This window comes from Allosaccharopolyspora coralli (assembly GCF_009664835.1).
GTDB lineage: Bacteria > Actinomycetota > Actinomycetes > Mycobacteriales > Pseudonocardiaceae > Allosaccharopolyspora > Allosaccharopolyspora coralli.
Genome location: NZ_CP045929.1, coordinates 581,209 through 601,489, shown reverse-complemented (window position 1 = coordinate 601,489; position 20,281 = coordinate 581,209). Strand labels below are relative to the sequence as shown.

The following is a 20,281-nucleotide window of genomic DNA, read 5'->3' as shown; positions in this document are numbered from 1 at the left end:
AGCCTTCGCCCGGTGGATGACTGGTTCAGGGCCGGTACCGGTGAGGTGAGGGCGTGAGTCGCCCCGGCCCGGTCGCCCAGATGCGACGGGGGGCGTGGCGGACGCTGCGTAGGTTGACACCGGCGTCGGGGAGTCCTGCTCGCGGTGTCGTCGCCGGCTTCGCGGCGACGATCATCGTGGGCACCGTGCTCTTGATGTTGCCGGTTGCCAGCGAGCGTGGCGAGCCGACCGACATCGTGGCGTCGGTGTTCACCGCGACCTCCGCGCTGTGTTTGACGGGTCTGGCGGTGGTGGATACCGGGACCCACTGGTCGACGTTCGGGGAAGTGGTCATCCTCGCACTCGTCCAGGCCGGCGGCCTGGGCATCATGACCCTGGCCTCGCTGCTCGGCCTGTTGGTCTCCCGCCGGTTCGGCCTGCGAATGGAACTGACCGCGCAGAGCGAGACTCGAAGCCTCCAACTGGGCGACGTGCGCAAGGTCGTCGTGGGCGTGATCAGCCTCAGCATCGTGATCGAGATCGTCGTCGCCGTCGTGCTGTCCACGCGGCTGATGCTGGGGTACGGATACCGCTTCGGCGACGCGATGTACTCCGGTGTGTTCCACGCGGTGTCGGCGTTCAACAACTCCGGGCTCGCGCTCTACAGCGACAGCATGATGCGTTTCGTGGACGATCCGTGGATCACGCTCACGATCGCATGCGCGGTACTCACCGGCGGTCTGGGCTTTCCGGTGCTGTTCGAACTAGGCCGTCGACTGCGACGGCGACACCGCGGACGGTGGTCCCTGCACACCAAGATCACGTTGATCACCACCGGCGCACTTCTCGTCGTGGGTTTCGCGTTCATCGCTGTCAGCGAGTGGGACAACGAGCGCACGCTCGGTGTGTTCGGAGTGCCCACCAAGCTACTGGCGGCCTTCTTCGCGGCCGTGATGCCCCGATCCGGCGGCCTGAACAGCATCGACACCGGCGACATGACCGCGACGAGCCTGCTCGCTCAAGACGTCCTGATGTTCATCGGTGGCGGTAGTGCGAGCACTGCCGGTGGCATCAAGGTGACGACGTTCGCGCTCCTGGCGTTCGTGATCATCGCCGAGCTCCGCGGCGAACCCACCGTGCACGTGATGGGTCGCCGCCTCTCCGACGGAGTCCAGCGTCAGGCGTTGACGATCGCGTTGCTCAGCGCCGGCCTGATCACCGTCACCACGATGACGTTGCTGACCGTCACGGACTTCAGCCTCGACGCCGTCCTCTTCGAGTCGATCTCGGCGATGGCCACGGTCGGCCTGTCCACCGGCATCACTCCGCACCTGCCACCGACAGCGCAACTACTGTTGACGCTGCTGATGTTCATCGGCCGGCTGGGCCCTGTCACCCTGGGCGCGGCTCTTGCACTGCGCGAGCGCCCGCGCCGCTACGAACGACCCAAGGAGCGACCCATCGTTGGCTAGGAACAACAACACCGACAACCGCGCGGTCATCATCGGTCTGGGCCGTTTCGGCGGTTCGCTGGCGCAGGCACTGATGGAACAGGGCACCGAAGTTCTCGCGATCGACGCCCGCGAAAAGGTTGTGCAGCAGTACGCCGACGTGGTCACCCACGCCGCCGTCGCGGACTCGACCGACATCGACGCCCTGCGACAGCTCGGAGTGCACCGCTCCCCTCGGGCCGTCGTCTCCATCGGCGCCGACCTGGAAGCCAGCATCCTGACGACCTCGGTCCTCGTCGACTTCGGTATCCCCAACATCTGGGCCAAAGGGCTCTCCCGACAGCACGCCAAGATCCTGGACCGAGTCGGCGCACACCACCTCGTGCTGCCCGAACACGACATGGGCGAACGCGTCGCGCACCTGGTCATGGGCAGGATGCTCGACTACATCGAATTCGAGGACGACTACACCCTGGTCAAAACCGCCGCGCCCGCCGAAGCGGTCGGGCGGCCACTCGGCGACAGCCAACTGCGCACCCGATACGGCATCACGGTCGTGAGCATCAAACGGCGCGGCGAAGGGTTCACCTACGCCACGGCGGACACCATCGTGCGCCCCGACGACCTGCTCATCGTCGCCGGGAAGTCCCACGACACCGAACGCTTCGCCGAAACCACCTAGCGTTATACCTGCGGGGAAACGCATCGCAGAGGCCCACGCCCATCGGCCTGAGCCGCACTGCGCAGCCTCTGCGAACGCGTTCGGTCACTTGTCGCCGTTGAACTTCTTCTTGAACTCGTTGAGCTTGGACTTCGTCTTCGGGTCCGAAGCGAACTTCTTCGCCTGATCCATCATCTTCTTGCCTTGTGGGCCTTTCGCGAACTCCGAAGCCTTCTTGAACAGCGACATGACGTCCTTCCTGACAGGAATGGTCTACGACACCGAAGGGTACCGACGCAGAGCATCGCACCGCTGGATCAGCACTGCCCGTGCGGACACCGCAACCTCGCCTGACGGGAGGACTGCCACGGTGGCGGTGTACAGCGGGCGGACAAGATCAAACATGCGTCGGCTCACGGTCGCTCACCTGGCTCTTGCTGCCGACGTACTGGCCGTGACGAAAGCTCGTGTAGGAGAGGCCGAGCACGGCGCAGCACAGCGCCGGTACCCACAGCGCGTGGATGCCGACCATGGTCGCCATGTGAGCGCCGACGACACCACCGGCGACGAACGTCGCCAGGGTCGCGGTCAGCAGTAGGTATTTCCACAGCGGGGAGTGCTGGTGGCGGATGCCTCCGATGAGGACACCGAGGTCGGTCATCGTTCCCGTCATGTGGCTCGTACGCATCACCATGCCGCGATAGTTGGAGAACACCCCGTTCTGCAGCCCGCAGGCGGCGGCGGCCAGCACCATCGCGGCGATCAGCCCCAGCTCGATGCCCGCCAGCGGAGCCGCCCCCAGCAGTGCGGCTTCGGCCAGCAGCGCGACACCGTAACGACGGCCGGTCACCAGACGGTTGGGGCCGACGATGGTCCCGGCTGCGATCGCGCCGACGAAGAAGGCGAGCAGGATCGTCACCAACGTTCCCATCTCGGCGAGGTTGCCCCCGCGTTCGTGCACGCCGTCGTGCAGATCCATGCTGAACTGCGACAACGAGCCTGTGACATGGCTGACCGGATGGAACAACGACGTCAGAAAGACTGAGTTGACGAACCCGGCGACGGCGGCGAGCACCGCGGCGGCGATCACGACGAAACGCTTCAGGCGAGGATCCTGGGCGCCATCGGTTTGGGACATGGACGACTTCTCCTGTGTCGGCGTACGTGGCTTCGAAGGACGTCACGACGCCGCTGTCGGCCTGTCCTTTCTCGATCTTCTCCCGATTTTTCCCGAAACCTGCTGACAAGCGGTCGAACGGCCTGTAAACATCCTGTAGCCACCAGGACTGACCTGTCCGCGTACCCGCATCCCGCTGTCGCCCGTCCCGTGCCGGTGGAGTCTGGCCGCGCGGTGTAGGCCAGCACCGAGGTGACGCTTCGACCACCTTGGACGGATTCGCGTGCTCCCGGCCGGACGAGCTGCCGACCCGCCAACCGGACTCCGTCTCGCGCGCTTCCGGAACGAGCACGTACCCGGTCGAATCCCGGTGCAGGAATGAGTCGCTACGACCAGTTCCGCGTGAGCCTTTTTGGTTGCTCTGACCACCAAAAAGACTCACGCCCCCAACGCCGACACGTGCGGCGACGTTTGCGCAGCGGACGGACGCGCTCGCCGACATTGAACCGGCTGAGTGGGACGAGTAGGGGGCAAAAAATGAGGGTTGATCTTACTGTAGTTCCCTGTTCCTGCGACGAGTGACGACACGTTCCAATGCATGTCGACAAGCGATGTCGCGTCGGCGCCTTTCTGGGTGCTTCGTCCGTTTCAATCGGAAACTACAGTACTGATTATTCGGATTGGCCCAACAGAGAACGAGCTCCTGGCACCCTCGTGAGTTCAGCAGCCGCGTCAGAATGCGCTCCGCTTCGGCTTCTGGCGAGTCGCCTGCCGGAAACCGCATCAGTGAGTTAGTGCGGCGTTTCGTCACGGGGTCGATGCCCGCGTAGACCTTCATCCGCAGCGCTCCGCTGGGGAGTTTCGCCAGGTCAAGCGATGCGCCCTCGGTAGGATTCGAACCTACGACCCTCCGCTTAGGAGGCGGATGCTCTATCCCCTGAGCTACGAGGGCACGGCCGACACGGTCGACCTCCCCGTAGCCTACCGGTGACGCGTCAGGCTGCGAACAGCGGCCGGTCCCGTCGGGGCGGGTCACGACCCGCCGTCACCGCGCAGGCACTCGAAGATCAAGCCCAAGTCCATCTTCCCGACGACGTCGAGGCACGTCTGGAACTCTTCGCCACCGAGTTCCGGCAGTCCGGACGGGCCGGGGTTGCTCGGGTACCGGGGCTGTGGAGTGAAGGTGGGCAGCGGCTCCGGCGTGAACCGCTCGAACTGTTGTCCGTCCTGCGCACCGGCGCCTCGCGGGGTGGGTGGCTCACCTGCGATCTCGCGTTCGTCCGGGGCCACACCGCCGGGTCCGGTGCCGCTGTCGGTGTAGGCGAGCGGGTCGTTCACCGGGTCACGCCCGTCCGTGTCGCCCTTCTCCTGCGGTTCCGGCGTAGGGACCGCCGTCAGCAGAGGCTGCGCAGGCCGTTCCATTCCGACGTCTCGTGGGGACGACAGCGCCCAGACGGCCGCCGACACGACCATCACGGCAACGATCACGCTCGCGACACGGACAACGTTCACAGCAGTGTTCCTCAGCGCAGGTGACAGGGACGGCACCAGGACATCGGCACCGTTACCCCCACCATCGCGGCGGCGCCCCGTTTGTTAACGCACCCCGCGTGCGTCACCCGTTTGCAGCGGTATGTGCTGGACTCCGCGCGTAGTCTGCACGGGAATACTCACCAACCAGGGGCGTGCCGTGACTGTCGAGTGCTTGCTGACCTCGTTCATCGTGACGGTCACACCCGGCACAGGCTGTCGATCTTCTTCCTGGCGTTCCTGCCGCATTTCGTGACGCCTGGCCAAAGCCTGTTCTCGCGGATGATCGCCCTCAGCGCAGTGTTCATGGCGATGACGTTCGTACTGTACGGCTCGCTGGCTGCGATCATGCGGGATCGGGTCTTGTCGCGACCGAAAGTGATGGCATGGATGCGGCGCACGTTCGCCGCGGCGTTCGTCGGGCTCGGGCACACACTTGCCCTCACCGGCCGAGTCGAATAAGCCTGGGTTTGCCGCAAGAGAAAGGAGCGTCGTGGAGGAGTACGACAAGCAGCACATCCGTCGCGCGGTGCAGTTGGCGACGGCCGCGCTCGAAGCAGGTGACGAGCCGTTCGGATCTATCCTGGTCGCCGACGACGGAACCGTGCTCGCCGAGGACCACAACCGAGTCAGTGGCGGCGATTCCACGAAGCACCCAGAGTTCGAGCTGGCGCGCTGGGCCGCAACACACCTCACTGAGACGCAGCGCGCCGCCGCGACCCTGTACACCTCCGGTGAACACTGCCCGATGTGCGCCGCGGCGCACGGATGGGTCGGACTCGGTCGCATCGTGTACGCCAGCTCCTCGGCGCAGCTGAGCAGCTGGCTCACCGAACTCGACGTCCCAGCAGGACCGGTTCGCCCCTTGCCGATCCGCGACATCGTCCCCGGCGCCACCGTCGACGGCCCAGACCCCGACCTGGCCGACCAGATCCGCGACCTGCACCGTCGCTATCACGCCGGGCGATGATCGACGCGTTCACCCCAGATCGGCGAGGTAGACGCCGCTGCGGGGTTTCGGGGTGAAGTAGGTGCTCTTGCGCGGCGTCGGCCGGTGGAGCCGTACCGCGTGCCGCACGTCAGTCCAGGTCAACGGGGCCAGTAACACCGCAGCGCCCGTCTCCGCAGGCAGGCCGCGCTCCGGCAACGCCGAACCGGGAAGGCACCGGACGTCGCTGCTCTCCGAGTCGAGATCGAAGATCTCGTCGATGAGCACGCGCTCGGCGAACCAGTAATCCCTGCCGACGCGCTCGGGCTCGACGGTGCTCGGCACGTCGATCTCGAAGGAGGCGCCACGCAGGCGGACCGCGAGTCGCCCCTGCGCTGCTCCGTCCACCGAGGACCGCACCGTGAGGCCGTGTCGTCTGCACCGTTGCTCGAACTCAGGGACCGACCAGTCAACGTCGCGCATCACCCGATGCAGAGGCCCGATTCGCACGTCCGGGCCGTCGGTGATGAGCGCGAGCATCCCGCCTACCCCCGACTCGCGCGCCGCGGCGATGCGGTGATTGCCGTCGGCGACCAGCAACGGATGCGCCGCCGCGATCCGCAACAGTGCGTTCTGGTCGTCGCCGGGACCGATCTCCCACAGCTCGTGGGAACGTGCTCGTTCGTCGCTGAAGGACACCACCGGGCCGCCGAGGCGCGTGGTCACGTCTCGGAGAGCGCTGCCCAACTCCGGCAGCGGCGATGTGGGCACGAGCATCGCGGCGCTCGTAGCACAACGAAGCCCGGCCAGTACCGCTGCGCGCTCGGCGACCACGGCCGGGTAGACGTCCTCACCGTGGCGCACGTTCGGCAGACCGTCGCGGCCTGCGGCCGATGGGTCGACCAGGCAGAGCATGCCGAACGCCGTGCCGTCGGACCCGCTGACCCGATACGGCAGCACCACGTCCTCGGCCCGCCGATAACGGCGCCGACGTAGCTCGTCGAGCTGGGCGCGAGCGCGGGGCAGCACGTCATCCAGGGTCAGTCCGCCCCGGCGAGCGGTGATCGTGCGATGCGGATGCTGAACGCTCAACAACGAGACGGTCTCGCCCGAACGCTGCAACGCACCGGTGACCTCGGCCGGGCTCGCGAACTCGTCGAGCCCACCTCCCGGTGGCTCGCCGCGGGTGATCCAGCCGCTCATCGAGCGCACCCCGTGCCGCATCGCCGCTCCCTTCAGTGCACCGCGCAGACCATTCGACCCGCACGCCCGGAGCCACGCCACCGCGAGACCGTTGCGCCGGGTTCGCCTACTCGTTAGAACCGTTCGGAACACCACCGCAGTCCGTGTCGAGGAGTGACCGTGCCCGAACAGCATCCCGGCGAGACGTTCGGCCGGGCAGCCCAGTCGCTGATCTACCGGGCAGGCGTCTTCGGTCGCTCACCACGCGTTCCGGTCTCCCCTCGCGAACTGGCGGCAGCCGCCGAACGTCGCATGACCAAGCAGGCGTGGCGCTACGTTGCCGGTTCCGCCGGGCAGGAGAGCACGGCGCGGGCCAACCGGACGGCGTTCGACCGGTGGCGGATCGTGCCGAGGATGCTGCGGGACACCTCGCGCCGGGACGGTTCCGTCGAGCTGTTCGGCCGTCGGCTGCCCGCGCCGGTGCTGCTCGCGCCGATCGGAGTGCTCGAGCTGGCACACCCCGAGGCCGACCTCGCGGTGGCGCGCGCCGCATCCGAACTGGACACGCCGATGGTGATCTCCACGCAGGCATCCGCACCGATGGAAGACGTCGCCGGGGAACTCGGCACCACGCCGTCCTGGTACCAGCTGTACTGGCCGAACGACGACCGGCTGGCCGAGAGCCTCGTCGCCCGCGCCGAGGCGATCGGGGCCTCGGCGATCGTGGTCACCCTCGACACGGGGCTGCTCGGTTGGCGCCCCCGCGACCTCGACATCGGGTGGCTGCCGTTCAGCCGCGGCATGGGTATCGCGCAGTACACCAGCGACCCCGTGTTCACCGAGATCGCCGAGCGTCGCGTACCCGCCTCCGCCGGTGACCGCCCGACGCTCACCGCCGTGCGATCGCTGCTGACCATGGCTCGGCGGTACCCGGGCCCGCTCTTGCGGAATCTGCGCTCGCCGCTGCCGCGCTCCGCCGTCGAAACGTTCATCGACGTGTTCTCCAACCCTGCCCTGGACTGGGGCCAGCTGCAGTGGTTGCGCGAGCGCACCTCCCTGCCGATCGTCCTCAAAGGACTGCAGCATCCGGATGACGCGCGGCGGGCGCTGGACCACGGCATCGACGGCATCGTCGTGTCCAACCACGGCGGCCGACAGGTCGACGGGGCCATCGGCTCACTGGACGCGCTCCCCGAAGTCGTGCGCGAGGTGGACGGGACCGTACCGGTCCTCTTCGACAGCGGCGTCCGGGGCGGTGCCGACGTGTTCACCGCACTCGCCCTCGGCGCCCGCGCCGTCCTCGTCGGACGCCCCTACGTGTACGGGCTCGGACTCGCCGGGCAGCGAGGCGTGTACGAAGCGGTCCGCAACATCATCGCCGAGTTCGACCTCACCCTCGCCCTCGCCGGCTGCACGAGTCCGGCCGACGTCACCGCGGACATGCTCCGCCGCGTATGACTCAGTGCGTTCGGGAACTGGTCTTGGTGCCCGTAGGGCACGCCTCATACGTGACCAGCCGGAGCAAGGTAAGAGGCTCCGGCGTTCGGAGTTCGTGCCTCGCAAGGCAGGGGTTCTCGCCGCGTACGCGTGGTACTCACGAGGACCCCCCCGCCGCGAAGCACGAACTGGGACGGCGGTACCGGACCCCCGACCCCAGCTCCACAACGCCCCTCAGCCACGCATCGGAACGGACACACCGTTGCGGATGAGGGTGCACAGTTCCGCGGAAGGCATGGCGTGGGCGAACAGCCACCCCTGGTAGGCGGTCACACCGATCGCCGAGAGCGTCTCCAATTGCTCCAGGGTCTCCACACCTTCCCCGATGCACCGACCACCGGCCGCGTGGGTGATGTCGACGATCGCCTTCACCAACGCGTGGTCCCACTTGTCGGTGGCCACGTCGGCCACGAAACGGCGATCGACTTTGATGATCTCCGCCGGGATTTCCTTCAACCTGCCCAACGACGAGTAGCCGGTGCCGAAATCGTCCACGGCGAACCGCACGCCCCGGCCCGCGAGCTCACGCATCCTCTTCAGTACCGACTCGGGCAGGTCGATCAGCGCCGTTTCGACGATCTCCAGAACGATGCGTTCCCACGTGATCCCGGTGTCCCGGACGAGCGCGGTGAGGTCGTCGACCAGCTCCGACTCGCCAGGCAACAGTTCGGAGAGGTTCACCGACACGCTGACCGGAAATCCGTTGTGCGACACCGGCCACTGCGCCGCCTCCGTGAGGGCGCGCCGCAGCACCCACCGGTCGAGCTCACGCATCAGACCGCCCTGTTCGGCGACCGGCAGGAACACGCCGGGGCTGAGCAGCCCTCGTTCGGGATGCCACCACCGGACCAGAGCCTCACAACTGACGACGTCCCCGTCGGCACCCACGATCGGCTGATACTCGAGGTGAAGCGCGTCGTTGGCGAGGGCGTCGCGGAGTTCACCCTCGAGGTGCAGCTGCAGTCCGACGGATTCGATCAGTTCGGCTGATGCCAGTGCGATCGACCCCGCTTTCGGACCCTTGTAGTGCAGGTCCGCGGCACTGGCGAGGCGGACGAGGTCGTCCACGGCGATACCGTCCGAACACGACGCGACGCCGATCGACGCCGACACGTCCACGTACTCACCCCGCAGCGGCACGGTCGTCCGGAACAACTGGTCCACCAGTGTCGCCGCGCGTTCGATCCCGCCGGCCGCCTCCGCATCGGGACACACGATGACGAACTCGTCGCCTGCGAAGCGGGCTGCCGACCATCCGTCCGGAAGCGTCGCTCGCAACCGTCGTCCGAGCGCGCCCAACAGTTCGTCTCCCGCGCCGTGACCGAGTGACTCGTTGATGCGCCGGAACTTGTTGACGTCGCAGTAGAACACGGCGAGTCTCTCGGGATCCGGCACCGCGAGCAGCGGGGGCACTCCCGCCCGGTTGGGTAACCCCGTCACCTCGTCGTGGATCGCCCAGTTGCGCAGTTCCTCCGCGTGGTGATGCCGTTCGGTGACGTTCTCGAATGCGATCAACCAGAACGGGTGGCCGGTCGCGGCCGTGGACCGCGCCATGTGCACCGAGCAATACACCCGCGCACCGTCGACGGTGACCAGCGACCACTCCTGGGTCGACGGCACGTCCGGGGGCTCCCCCGTCGCGTACCCGGCGAGGACGGAGGCACGCTGCGGCTCGTCCGAGTGAACGAATTTCGAGACGTGCGCACCGTGCACGTCGTCCGGCTGATAACCGAGCAACGAGCACAAGGCCTCGTTCGAGTCGAGTACGTACCCGTATCGGTTGAACAGCCCGATCGCCACCGGCGTGAGCGCGAAAAGGTCCCTGAACTGCCGCAACGAGCGTTCCAGCCGGTTGTGCGTCTCCGTCTCGTCCCGCGTGATCCGGGCGAAACCACGCAGCTCCCCCGTCTCACTGTGCAGCGCCGTGGTGGACACGTGCGCCCAGAAGATCGTCCCGTCCTGCCGGAGCCGCCACCCCTCCTCGGAGGACGTCCCCAGCTCGGCGGTGCGCTGCAGCAGGTGTTCGGGAACGCCCTCCGCGATCTGCTGGGGCGTGTAGAACATCGAGATGTTCCTGCCGATCACGTCCGCCGCCGCCACCCCCGTCATCCGTTCGGCCCCGGGGTTCCAACTACTCACGGTTCCGTCCGGCAAGAGCGTGTACACCGCGTACTGGCGCAGCGAGGCCCCGAACAAGCCCACGACGTCGGCATCCGAGCGCAAGTGGATCCTCGGATCCGGGTTGTCAGCGGCCATCCGACCTCCAGCTGCGGTACCCGACCCAGTGTGAGCGCACTGCGGAACCCACGCACGACACCGAAGTACTCACCCAGCGTAGTGACACGTCACGGCGCGACGACACCGTCGCCTCACCTCACGAGGCGAGAGTGCCGCTCGCTCCGGATCATGGTCGCACGCTCAGTCGAGCAGCTCCTCCCGCAGCGTCTTCTTGGAGAACTTCCCGGTGCTCGTCTTCGGGATCTCGTCGACGAACCACACTTCGTCGGGCAGCCACCACTTCGCGACGCGGCTGCGCAGGTGGTCGAGGATTCCGTCCTGGGTGAGCTCGATGCCCTCGGCAGTCACCACGCACGCGACCGGCCGTTCGTCCCACTTCTCGTCCGGTTTGGCGATCACCGCCGCCTCCGCGACACCCTGGAGGGCCATGATGTGGTTCTCGAGCTCCACCGAGGAGATCCACTCGCCACCGGACTTCACCAGGTCCTTCGTCCTGTCGACGAGCCGCACGCACCCATAGGTGTCGATGGTGGCGACGTCGCCGGTCCGCAGCCAGCCGTCGCGGGTGAACGCGTCCGTGCCGACCCCGGCGCCGTAGTAGGCCGAGGCGATCCACGGTCCCGCCGCCTGCAATTCACCGACGGACTCTCCGTCCCAAGGCGCCTCCTCGTCGGTGGTGGGATCGACGATTCGCAGATCGACCAGCGGCACCGACTGGCCCTGCGTCGCACGGAACTCGACGAGCTGCTCGGCGGTGAACTGATCATGGTGGCTGCGTGGCGTGGCCGACGATCCCAGCGGGCTGGTTTCGGTCATGCCCCACGCCTGCGTGATCGGCAACCCGATCGCCTCCCGCCACGACTCCGAGAGCGTGGTGGGGATGGCCGAGCCACCACCGATCACCGAACGCAAGCTGGAGAGGTCGTGATCGCGCAGAAGCGGCACCATGCCCATCCAGATCGTGGGCACACCCGCGGTGAACGTGACGCGGTGTGCCTCGATCATCCGCACGAGCGCCTCCGGCTTCATCGCGGGCCCCGGGAACACCAACGAGGCACCCGCGAGGACCGCCGAATACGGCAGGCCCCACGCGTTGACGTGGAACATCGGCACCACCGGCAGCACCACGTCTCGCTCGCTGAGGCCGAGGTTGTCGGCGGTCAGGCTGACGATCGAGTGCAGCACCGTGGACCGGTGCGAGTAGACGACGCCCTTCGGGTTTCCGGTGGTGCCGGAGGTGTAGCACATCGCCGCGGCGCGGTTCTCGTCCGCGACGGTGAACCTGCCTTCGAAGGGGGCGCTGGCGGCGAGCAGCTCCTCGTAGTCCCGGATACGCGGGTCGTCCGGGATCTCCGCGTCCGCGCCGTCGTCCATGACCACGACGTGTTCGAGGCTGGTCAGGCCGTCGACCATCGGCCAGAGCACCGGCAGCAGGGAGCGGTCGACGAAGACCACGCGGTCGTCCGCGTGCTCGACGATGTAGGTGAGCTGGTCCTGGAACAGGCGGATGTTGAGGGTGTGCAGCACACGCCCGGTGCACGGCACGCCGAAGTACAACTCCAGGTGGCGCTGGCTGTTCCAGGCGAACGTCGCGACCCGCGCGTCGTCCGGAACACCGAGGTCGTCGAGCGCGGTCGCCAACCGCCGGACACGCTGGGCCCATTCGGCGTAGGTGCTGGTCACCTCACCGTTCGCGGTGGTCGTCGTGATGGTCTTGGTGCCGAAGAGCTGCTCGGCGCGGTGGAACAGGTGCGGCAGCTCGAGCGGGCGGTCCTGCATCAAACCCTGCATCTGGTCGAACTCCTCATCCATACGACGTCCCGGGCGACGGGACAGGGGCGGTCACGGGCGGTGGGTCGTTCCGTTGGGCGGCCGATGCTCGGACACGGGTGTGTGGCTGTTCAACGAGCCGGGTGGCGGCGAAGTGCCCTTGATTCGGCGGCCGATTCAGGCAACGCCTTCCGGGCTGGCGCCCTCGACCTCGACGCCGTCCGCGACGATCCGCTCGATCTCGCCGAGATCGTCGCGCGAGAGCTCCACGTCGGCCGCCGCGAGGCTGCTCTCGATGTTCGCGGCGCTGCGGGCACCGACGATCGCCACGTGCACACCCCGTTGCGCGAGCACCCACGCGATCGCCAACTGCCCGACCGTGAGATCGCGCGAGCCGGCGAACTCGGTCAGCCGGTCTACCACCGCCAGGTTCTGCCGAAGCGTCTCGCCACGGAACGCCGTGGCCTGCGAGCGCCAGTCGTCGGAATCGAACGTGGTGTCGGTGGCGAGCCGACCGGTGAGCAGGCCGCTGCCCAACGGGCTGTAGGCGAGCACGCCGATGTCGTTGTCCCGCGCGTACGGCAGGATCGCGGACTCGATGCCGCGCCGGAACAGGTGGTACGGCGGCTGCAGTGTCTCCACCGGACGGATCCGGTCGAAGGCGGCCATCTGCACCGCGTCGTAGTTCGACACCCCGGCATGGCGGATCTTGCCCTCGTCCACGAGTTCCTGCAGTGCACCGGCCGTTTCCTCGGCCGGCGTGCTCGGGTCGGGCCAGTGCACCTGATACAGGTCCACGTAGTCGAGCTGCAGCGCACGCAGGCTGTCCTCGACACCCTTGCGCAGCGACGCCCGGGTCGCGTCTCGGGGACGTTCGCCGCCGGGGTCGATCGCGCCCTTGGTCGCGACGACCACCGCGTCCCGGTCGCTGTCGAGTTCGTCCCGCAGCGCTGTGCCCAGCACCTGTTCGGACATCCCCGCGCCGTAGGCGTGCGCGGTGTCGAAGAAGGTCACACCGAGGTCCCTGGCACGCCGGATCGCCTGCACCGCGGCGTCCTCGTCGAACGAACCCCACTCGCCTCCGAGCTGCCAGGTACCGAACGCGACTCGGGACACCTCGAGGCCTGATCGGCCCAACACGGTAGTTCGCATCGGCCCATGAGACCGCACGTCGGCGCGCATGACCAGGCTCCGCGCCGAGCACTACGCAGTGTTTACACGACTCCGTCGACGTGCCGACGAATTCGCCCGAACGTGACGTCGGCTTCTCCCTCAGTTGTCGTGCACTCGGCCCTGCACGACGTATCCCCACCCGAACGTCCGCATCGCCGTGGTCGATGACACAGAGTAATAAGGAGTGCTGAGTCGGCTGGTGGCGCTTACCGTGACAAACATGAGCACGCGTTCGGCATTCGAGGCGGCCGGCCGAACCCCCACGCGTGGGGGCACCGGCGACGCCCGAGACCGCGCGGGACACGCAGACTCGCCCGGAGGCTCGGTGCCGGAACCGGACACGCCGCACCCGATCAGTCAGGCGCTGCGAGCACTCGAAGCCATCGGCGAGGCCCCGGGCGGAGTGAGCGCGCAACAGCTCGCCACAGACCTCGAGCTCCCGATGGCGACGATCCGGTACATCATCACCACACTGCTCGATGACGGGCAGATCGTTCACCTCGCCGACCGGGACGTCTACGTTCCCGGCCGCCGGGCGCGTGATCTCGGCGAAACCCTGTCCCGGCAACTCGCCGTCCACCCGGACGTCGAGAACGCGATCAGCATCGTGCATCACCAAGCCGACGCGGCCGCGTACTACGCGGTGTACCGGGACACCGAGATCGTCATCGCGCACATCGAGGACTCCGATCGGCGCCCGCGCATCCGGCCGCTCGACGTCGGATTCCACGAGGCGGTCCATTCCACCGCTTTCGGCAAGATCATGCTCGCCTCGATGACGTTCGACCAGCGCTCCGCCTATTTCGAGCACGCGGGGCTGCAAGCGGTCACGCCGAGCACCATCTGCGACCGCGAGATTCTCGAGGAGCAACTCACCCACATCAGCGGTTCGCAGGTCGCACTGGAGAGCGGAGAGTTCCAGAACGGACTGGCGTGTCTCGGGTCTCCGGTACACGCGGCCAACGGTGTCGTCGTCGCCTCGGTCGCGATCTCGCTTCCGCTCGACGAGCTCCGCGCGCGGCGATGGAACGTGGAACGTGCCGTCCGCCAGGGAGCGGTCCGCATCAGCCGCTCGCTCGAGCGTCTCGGCGTCGGTAGCCAGTGATTCGTCCTGTGTGGATGCGGCGTCGCCGGTGAACACCGGGGCGAGCCGCTTCGCTTCGTGGTCCCAGCCGACACGTCCTTGCGTTCGTCACGGACGCCGAGGCCCCGTCGGGCCCGGGCTCTCCAGACCGGGTGATGCTCCCACGGGCGCCGGCTTTCCTCGTGGTTGTCCGCGGGCAGCGTCGGAGACCACCCGGTCGAGGTGAATCCACCCTGATCGCTGGCGACCGGCGGGCAGCGTCGGGAAGAGTGATCGTATCGGGCCGATCGGTCCGGCTCATTTCCCTTGCTGTGAAAGGAATCCGTCATGCCGTCGTGTGCCTCACTGCCCGCCGTCGTCAGCAGCCGCCGTTGTTCTTCCCGCCCGTGGCCCCGTGTCCTGCGTTCGAGCGTCGGGCGGTTGGTCACCGTCGGCATCCTCGCGATGGCCACCACCCTCTCGGGAGCGGGTTCCGCCTCGGCCGCCTCCGCCGAGCTGCCCGACTGCGAGGCGGGTGTGTTCTGCTCATGGACGGACGTGGAGTACCGCGGCGCGGTGTACGAGGCGGACCTGCGGACGATCGCGCTCGAGGAATGCATTCCGCTTCCGGAGGGCCGGCAAGCGCGGTCGTTCGCCAACTCGCTCGATCGGCCGGTCACCGCCTACCAAGACGCCGACTGTTCCTCCGAGGCCGATTTCACCACCTATCCTGGACGCACCCACACACCACACACGCCATTTCTGGTGCGGGCGATTCAGATCTGGTCACACTGACCGTGTTCGGTCCGACGAGGACTCGAGTACCTCGAGAAGTCGTTCCGCCGATCGTTGCCACGTGAAGTCCGCGGCGCGTCCCCGTGCGTGATCGGTCAGCTCCCGGCGCAACGATGCGTCCTCGAGTGTCCGCACCGCCGCGGCGAACTCCTCCGCCGACTCGGTCGCGAAGAACAACGCGTGACCGCCTGTCACCTCACGGAAAATCTCCAGTTCGCTGCACACCACCGGAGTTCCGACGTTCATCGCCTCGATAACCGGAAGCCCGAAACCCTCGTCCCGGGACGCCGTCACCGACGCCGCGGCGCCACCGAGCAGTTCGCGGTACTCCTCGTCACTCACACCGTTGTGGAACACGACGTCGCTACCGGGAGGAACCAATGCGCGTAGTTCCGCTTGCCGCTCCGGCGGAATCGAACTCAGCAGACGCAAGCGATATCCAGGAAGCCGCGCCATGCCCCGAATCAACGTCTCGACGTTTTTGTACGGCAAGAACGAACCCATGTACAGCAGATCGCGACGCTCCCCTCGGCCGCCTCCGTCCTCGAGCTCCGCCATGACGGGCGGGGCATTCGGAACGACGGTCACGGGGCGAGTGGTCAAGCGGTGCTCGGCGATGAGCCGCGCGGTGGTCTCGCTGACCGTCACCACGGCGTCGGAACGGTTCAACAGCACTCGCTGCGGCCAGAACGCTCGATGGAACAGGCGCCACACCAGCCGAACCGGCGCGGGCAGGAAACCCGGCGGCTCCGGATGGCGGTAGTAGATCAGGTCGTGCAACGTGAGCACGAGCCGATACCGACGCCCGAAACCGCCGATCACCTGCATCGGGCTGAACACGACGTCGGCACCGAGACGGTGCAACGTCCGCGACACGAGCAGCTCACGCGGCGAGAACGGACTGTTGATCCGCACATGCGGCACGTGTGCGGGCAACAGGCGAAGCTGCCGCTCGTCGTGGATCAGCATCGTCACGGGATGCAACTCGTGCAGGGCCGCGATGAGGTTCGCCCCGAACCTGGTGATGCCGTCCGGGGCGTCGGTGCGGGTCCAGCGTGCGTCGACGAACACCTTCATCGGTGCGTCTCCGGCGTTGCGGCGAGGAACGCGTCGATCTCGTGGGCCGCCACGGCCGGCGTCTCGTAGTGGATCAGGTGTCCGACCCGGGGCACCACGACCAGCCGAGCGTCGGCGACGGTACCTGCCAACGCACGCTGACCGGCGACGGGCGCGATCTCATCGGTCTCGCCCGCCACGAGCAGCGTCGGCACGGTGATCGACGGCGCGTCGTCGACCACCGTGCCCGACACCGAGGCCTCGAACGTCTCGCTCAACAACGCCGGACTGTGGAACCGGCTGAAGTACAGGAGGTGATTGTCGTGGACGAACCGGCGAATCCGGGGGTCGCGGGTGCGCGTCATCGCGCGACTGGTCGCCGCCACCACCCAGCGATGCGACAACCACGGCCGCGCCGCGCGGCGCGGCAGCGCCTTGCCGATCGCATAGTAGGCCGAGGTCAGCCGGGACAGCACAGCCCGTGGCCCCTGCAGCGCAGGGGTCGCGATCGGGTTCACCAACACCAGCCGGTCAACCAGGTGTGGCGAGCGAGCGGCCACCCGCGCAGCAACCATCGAGCCGAACGAGTGACCGAGCAGGACCACCGGACGGGACCCCAGCACGTCGATCAGTGCCGTGACGGCTGCCGCGTAGCCGTCGACGTCGTGGGCGCCGCTCATCGGCGTCGACATCCCGAATCCCGGCAGATCCGGTATCACGATCCGGCGCCCCGGCAGGTGCTCGACGATCGGTTCCAACCCGTGATGGGTGCCGCGCAGCCCGTGCACCATGACCACCGCGGGGGCCGCCTGGTCGTCGGCCACGCCGTCGCCCCGGCCCGTGTCGTCGCCATGCCCGTAGCTCCACCAGTGCAGCCGCGAGCCCAGGATCCGTTCCACTCCACGTGGGGGACGCTCGTCGTCGGTCACGGTCGTCACCGGGCGTCAGCTGGCCAGGCCGGTGTAGATCTCGGCGGGTTGCGCGCTCTCCTCCGGGTCGATGACGTGCCGGTACAGCGACTCGAACCGGTCGAGCACCACGCTGATGTCGTGCTGATACACCAGCCGCTCACCCGCAACACCCATCCGCTCGATCACCGTGCGGTCGCGCAGGATCTCGCCCATCGCGCGCGCCAGCGCATGCACGTCCCGTGGTGGGTAGAGGACACCGTTCTCGCCCTCGTGCACCAGGTGCGGGAGCGCCATCGCGTTCGCCAGCACCACCGGTGTCCCTGCCGACATCGCCTCCAGTGTCGCGATGCTCTGCAGTTCCGCGATACTCGGCATCACGAACAGATCCGCCCGCGCGTAGGCGTCGAGCAACTCGTCGTCACTGACGAACCCGGCGAAATGCACGAGGTCGGCGATGCCCAGTTCGTCGGCGAGCTGCTCGAACGCCGCCCGGCGGCTGCCCTCGCCGACGATCTCCAACCGCAGCGGCACCGTCTCCCGCAACACCGCGGTCGCCCGCAGCAGGTCGTCGATGTGCTTCTCCTCGTCGAGCCTGCCGACGAACAGCACGTTCCTGGTCTCACGATCCGGGTGTTGCGCCCGGTACCGGCGCGCCGGGGTCGCGTACCGCTGCACGTCGATGCCGCACGAGAGCGCCATCGCCCGTTTCGCGAACCCGTTCTCCTGCAGCAGGTTCACCGCACGAGGCGTCGGCGCGGTGACGATCTCCGCCTTGCTGTAGTGACGGACCAAGTTGCTCCAGAGGAGCTTCGTGGCCAGCCCCTGCAGCATCCTCGGCACTTTCAGGTAGCCGAACAGGTTCTCCGGCATGAAGTGGTTCGTCGCGATGAGCCCGATCCCCCGAGCACGGGCAGCGTTGACGAGTCCCCGGGTGATGTAGAAGTGCGACTGCACGTGCACCACGTCCGGCCGGATCTCGTCGAGCAGCCTGCCCGCCTCCCGCGAGGCCTTCCACGGCGACATCATCCGGATCGTGCCGTGCACGCCCGTCGCGTACGAGCCGACGCGGTGCACGGTGATCCCGTCCGCGCTCTCCTGGGTGGAGAACGACGTCGGAGAGTGGCAGACGACGTGCACCTCGTGGCCGTGCGCGGCGAGCCCCCGTGCCAGCCGTTGCGCGAAGACCGCGGCGCCATTGACGTCCGGTGGGAAGGTCACCGCGCCGATCACGATCCGAAGCGGCCGTCGACTGAGGATGGGGGAGGTCACGTCGTACTCCTGTGGGAACGGTCGGTCCTGTTCGGCCCGGCGAGAGCAGTGTGCCCACCGGTGTGCCCACCAGCCGGTGCGCTGGGGGCGTCGTCGGAACGCTGCGTGTCGGGATGGAACTTCGCCAGCGCGAACACACCCGTACACGCCACGATCGCACACGCCACCTGCAGGACCGCGGTGGTGGCCCCGACATGATCCGCCTCACCAAGCAGCCCGATCCCGAGTCCGACCGCGACCAGCGGATCGATGACCGTCAAACAGGCCACGACGAGGTCCGGTGGACCGCTGGCGTAGGCGTGTTGCAACAGCCACGCCCCGACGAGCGCGGCTCCGACGATGCCCACGAGCGGGAACAGGTCGAGCGCCCCGATCCCCAACGGACCGAAGTCCTGGGCGATGCCGCGGATCAGCAGCGAGACGTACCCGTGGGCGATGGCGCATCCGGCCGCGAAGGTGATGCACCGCAGTTTCGACCTGGTGGCGAGTCCGATGAGGGCGACGGCGAGGACGGCGACCACGATGAGCTGGGTCGCGGTGCGTTCGTCGCCGTCGGTGACCGGCGTTCCTCGTGCGCTGCCCACGGCGAGCAGCACGAAGGCCCCCACTCCCGCCGTCGCCGCGACGACTGCCACACCGATACTGCCCTGCACCTCGCGAAAGTGGTGACTGCGTTCCCGCACCGTGAGCAGCACGGTGATCGGCAGCGCCAGGACCCCGACCGGTTGAACGACGCTCAGTGGAGCCAGCCCGAGTGCGCACACGTGCAGCACCACTCCGGTGCCCAACGCGGCAAGACCCGCCAACCATCGGGGGTTACGTACGAGATGCAGCTGGGCCCGCAGGTGCAGCCCACGATCACCGATCGTCTCGTGCACCGCACCGTGCTGAAGCCGCGCCCCCACCGCGAAACCGCACGCGCCCACAGCTGCGAGCAGGACCGCCACAGTGATCATCGTGCATCACGCCCCGACGAAGTGGGGATGCTGCACCTCGGCACCACCTCGTGTCGTCCTCGCGCCGGAAACGCCCGGCGCCGTTCGCCGCGGCTCACCCCGTTCTCCTCCCTCAGCGCGCATTGGGGAACTGGCTTTGGTGTCCGTAGGGCACGCTCATACGTGATCAGCCGGGGCACGGTGAGGGGCTCCGGCGTTCCGGTTCGTGGCTCGCAAGAGAGGGGTTCTCGCCGCGTACGCCTGGTACTCAAGAGGACCCCAACACCGCGAGGCACGAACCGGGACGGCGGTACCGGACCACCCACACCAGTTCCACAATGCCCTCCCAGCGACACTGCCCCCAGTCTCACCCCTCCACTGTGCTCGACCACGTTCGACCCGGCAGCCTCCCGGCCGCCCTGGCTGTTCGGTGTCCTGTCGGTGTTCACGACGTCAAGCTCGCGTATTCCGGGGCCTCGCCACATCGGGGGTCCGACCCCCAATCTCCCTGACGGCCGGCGGGCGGCGCTCAGGATCTTCCCCGATTCCGGGCGTCGGGGATTCCCGGTGTCGACGGTGCTTTGGGGCCATCGGACCCACAGCACCGCGAATCACGCCGACACGGCACGTGGTCGATGCGAGGAATGCGGGGGAATGCACCTCGGCGCTCGTACCGGGACGCACTGCGGTGGCGGACTCGACCCGCCGAGTCCGCGGCGCGCTCGA

General features: G+C 67.7%; 18 protein-coding genes and 1 tRNA gene. 7 read left to right on the top strand and 12 right to left on the bottom strand.

All coding sequences use genetic code 11. The features are described from left to right. Positions 1-53 precede the first annotated feature (53 nt). Both GIY23_RS02840 and GIY23_RS02835 read left to right on the top strand, forming a co-directional pair. The gene (locus tag GIY23_RS02840; RefSeq protein WP_456061930.1) at positions 54-1,451 is read left to right on the top strand and encodes a TrkH family potassium uptake protein; all 1,398 of its coding nucleotides are present in this window, start codon (positions 54-56) and stop codon (positions 1,449-1,451) included. After that, on the top strand, positions 1,444-2,112 hold the full coding sequence (locus tag GIY23_RS02835) for a potassium channel family protein (RefSeq protein ID WP_154075240.1): 669 nt from the start codon (positions 1,444-1,446) through the stop codon (positions 2,110-2,112). The genes GIY23_RS02840 and GIY23_RS02835 overlap by 8 nt, the downstream gene beginning before the upstream one ends. An 84-nt stretch (positions 2,113-2,196) precedes the next feature. On the opposite strand, the gene GIY23_RS22565 is transcribed toward GIY23_RS02835, so the two are convergent. The 4 genes from GIY23_RS22565 to GIY23_RS02820 form a co-directional block, all read right to left on the bottom strand. Beyond that, positions 2,197-2,340: a hypothetical protein gene (locus GIY23_RS22565; RefSeq protein ID WP_187352002.1), complete on the bottom strand. Its 144-nt coding sequence runs from the start codon at positions 2,338-2,340 to the stop codon at positions 2,197-2,199. A gap of 148 nt (positions 2,341-2,488) precedes the next feature. After that, positions 2,489-3,229, bottom strand: coding sequence for a YoaK family protein (locus GIY23_RS02830; protein ID WP_154075239.1), 741 nt, complete (start codon positions 3,227-3,229; stop codon positions 2,489-2,491). Between the two features lie 858 nt (positions 3,230-4,087). Beyond that, positions 4,088-4,160 (bottom strand) — tRNA-Arg (locus GIY23_RS02825). 80 nt (positions 4,161-4,240) lie between these two features. Continuing rightward, positions 4,241-4,720, bottom strand: a complete 480-nt coding sequence (locus tag GIY23_RS02820) for a hypothetical protein (RefSeq protein ID WP_154075238.1) — start codon at positions 4,718-4,720, stop codon at positions 4,241-4,243. Positions 4,721-4,909: 189 nt separating this feature from the next. Between GIY23_RS02820 and GIY23_RS02815 the strand changes: the two genes are divergently transcribed. Continuing rightward, on the top strand, positions 4,910-5,200 hold the full coding sequence (locus tag GIY23_RS02815; RefSeq protein WP_187352001.1) for a hypothetical protein: 291 nt from the start codon (positions 4,910-4,912) through the stop codon (positions 5,198-5,200). Positions 5,201-5,231: 31 nt separating this feature from the next. Then, a complete protein-coding gene (locus GIY23_RS02810; RefSeq protein ID WP_154075237.1) occupies positions 5,232-5,708 on the top strand; it encodes a nucleoside deaminase in 477 nt (158 codons plus the stop codon). Positions 5,709-5,717: 9 nt separating this feature from the next. Here GIY23_RS02810 and GIY23_RS02805 read toward each other — a convergent pair whose 3' ends face one another. Beyond that, positions 5,718-6,869, bottom strand: a complete 1,152-nt coding sequence (locus GIY23_RS02805; protein ID WP_228717513.1) for a DUF1015 family protein — start codon at positions 6,867-6,869, stop codon at positions 5,718-5,720. Between the two features lie 159 nt (positions 6,870-7,028). On the opposite strand from GIY23_RS02805, the gene GIY23_RS02800 reads away from it, so the two are divergent. Beyond that, complete coding sequence (locus GIY23_RS02800) at positions 7,029-8,306, top strand: lactate 2-monooxygenase (RefSeq protein ID WP_222850224.1); 1,278 nt, start codon at positions 7,029-7,031, stop codon at positions 8,304-8,306. Positions 8,307-8,519: 213 nt separating this feature from the next. Here the strand turns inward: GIY23_RS02800 and GIY23_RS02795 are convergent, their stop codons facing one another. From GIY23_RS02795 to GIY23_RS02785, 3 genes are all read right to left on the bottom strand, one after another. Continuing rightward, complete coding sequence (locus tag GIY23_RS02795) at positions 8,520-10,601, bottom strand: putative bifunctional diguanylate cyclase/phosphodiesterase (protein WP_154075234.1); 2,082 nt, start codon at positions 10,599-10,601, stop codon at positions 8,520-8,522. A gap of 162 nt (positions 10,602-10,763) precedes the next feature. After that, positions 10,764-12,374, bottom strand: coding sequence for a long-chain fatty acid--CoA ligase (locus GIY23_RS02790; RefSeq protein ID WP_154078561.1), 1,611 nt, complete (start codon positions 12,372-12,374; stop codon positions 10,764-10,766). Between the two features lie 156 nt (positions 12,375-12,530). Next, the gene (locus GIY23_RS02785) at positions 12,531-13,505 is read right to left on the bottom strand and encodes an aldo/keto reductase (RefSeq protein WP_154075233.1); all 975 of its coding nucleotides are present in this window, start codon (positions 13,503-13,505) and stop codon (positions 12,531-12,533) included. 241 nt (positions 13,506-13,746) lie between these two features. On the opposite strand from GIY23_RS02785, the gene GIY23_RS02780 reads away from it, so the two are divergent. Continuing rightward, complete coding sequence (locus tag GIY23_RS02780; RefSeq protein ID WP_154075232.1) at positions 13,747-14,631, top strand: IclR family transcriptional regulator; 885 nt, start codon at positions 13,747-13,749, stop codon at positions 14,629-14,631. Between the two features lie 306 nt (positions 14,632-14,937). Further along, a complete protein-coding gene (locus tag GIY23_RS02775; protein WP_154075231.1) occupies positions 14,938-15,384 on the top strand; it encodes a peptidase inhibitor family I36 protein in 447 nt (148 codons plus the stop codon). On the opposite strand, the gene GIY23_RS02770 is transcribed toward GIY23_RS02775, so the two are convergent. From GIY23_RS02770 to GIY23_RS02755, 4 genes are read right to left on the bottom strand one after another with little or no spacing between them, the layout of a single operon-like run. Continuing rightward, positions 15,376-16,461 carry a glycosyltransferase family 4 protein gene (locus GIY23_RS02770; protein ID WP_154075230.1) on the bottom strand — a complete coding sequence of 362 codons (1,086 nt, stop codon included), beginning with the start codon at positions 16,459-16,461 and terminating at the stop codon, positions 15,376-15,378. The genes GIY23_RS02775 and GIY23_RS02770 overlap by 9 nt on opposite strands. Then, positions 16,458-17,378 (bottom strand): alpha/beta fold hydrolase, encoded by a 921-nt coding sequence (locus tag GIY23_RS02765; RefSeq protein ID WP_228717511.1) that lies wholly within the window; start codon positions 17,376-17,378, stop codon positions 16,458-16,460. The genes GIY23_RS02770 and GIY23_RS02765 overlap by 4 nt, the downstream gene beginning before the upstream one ends. A gap of 6 nt (positions 17,379-17,384) precedes the next feature. After that, the gene (locus GIY23_RS02760; RefSeq protein ID WP_154075229.1) at positions 17,385-18,620 is read right to left on the bottom strand and encodes a glycosyltransferase; all 1,236 of its coding nucleotides are present in this window, start codon (positions 18,618-18,620) and stop codon (positions 17,385-17,387) included. Beyond that, the gene (locus GIY23_RS02755) at positions 18,617-19,576 is read right to left on the bottom strand and encodes a DMT family protein (protein WP_154075228.1); all 960 of its coding nucleotides are present in this window, start codon (positions 19,574-19,576) and stop codon (positions 18,617-18,619) included. Before GIY23_RS02755 ends, GIY23_RS02760 begins: the two co-directional genes overlap by 4 nt. Positions 19,577-20,281: the final 705 nt, after the last annotated feature.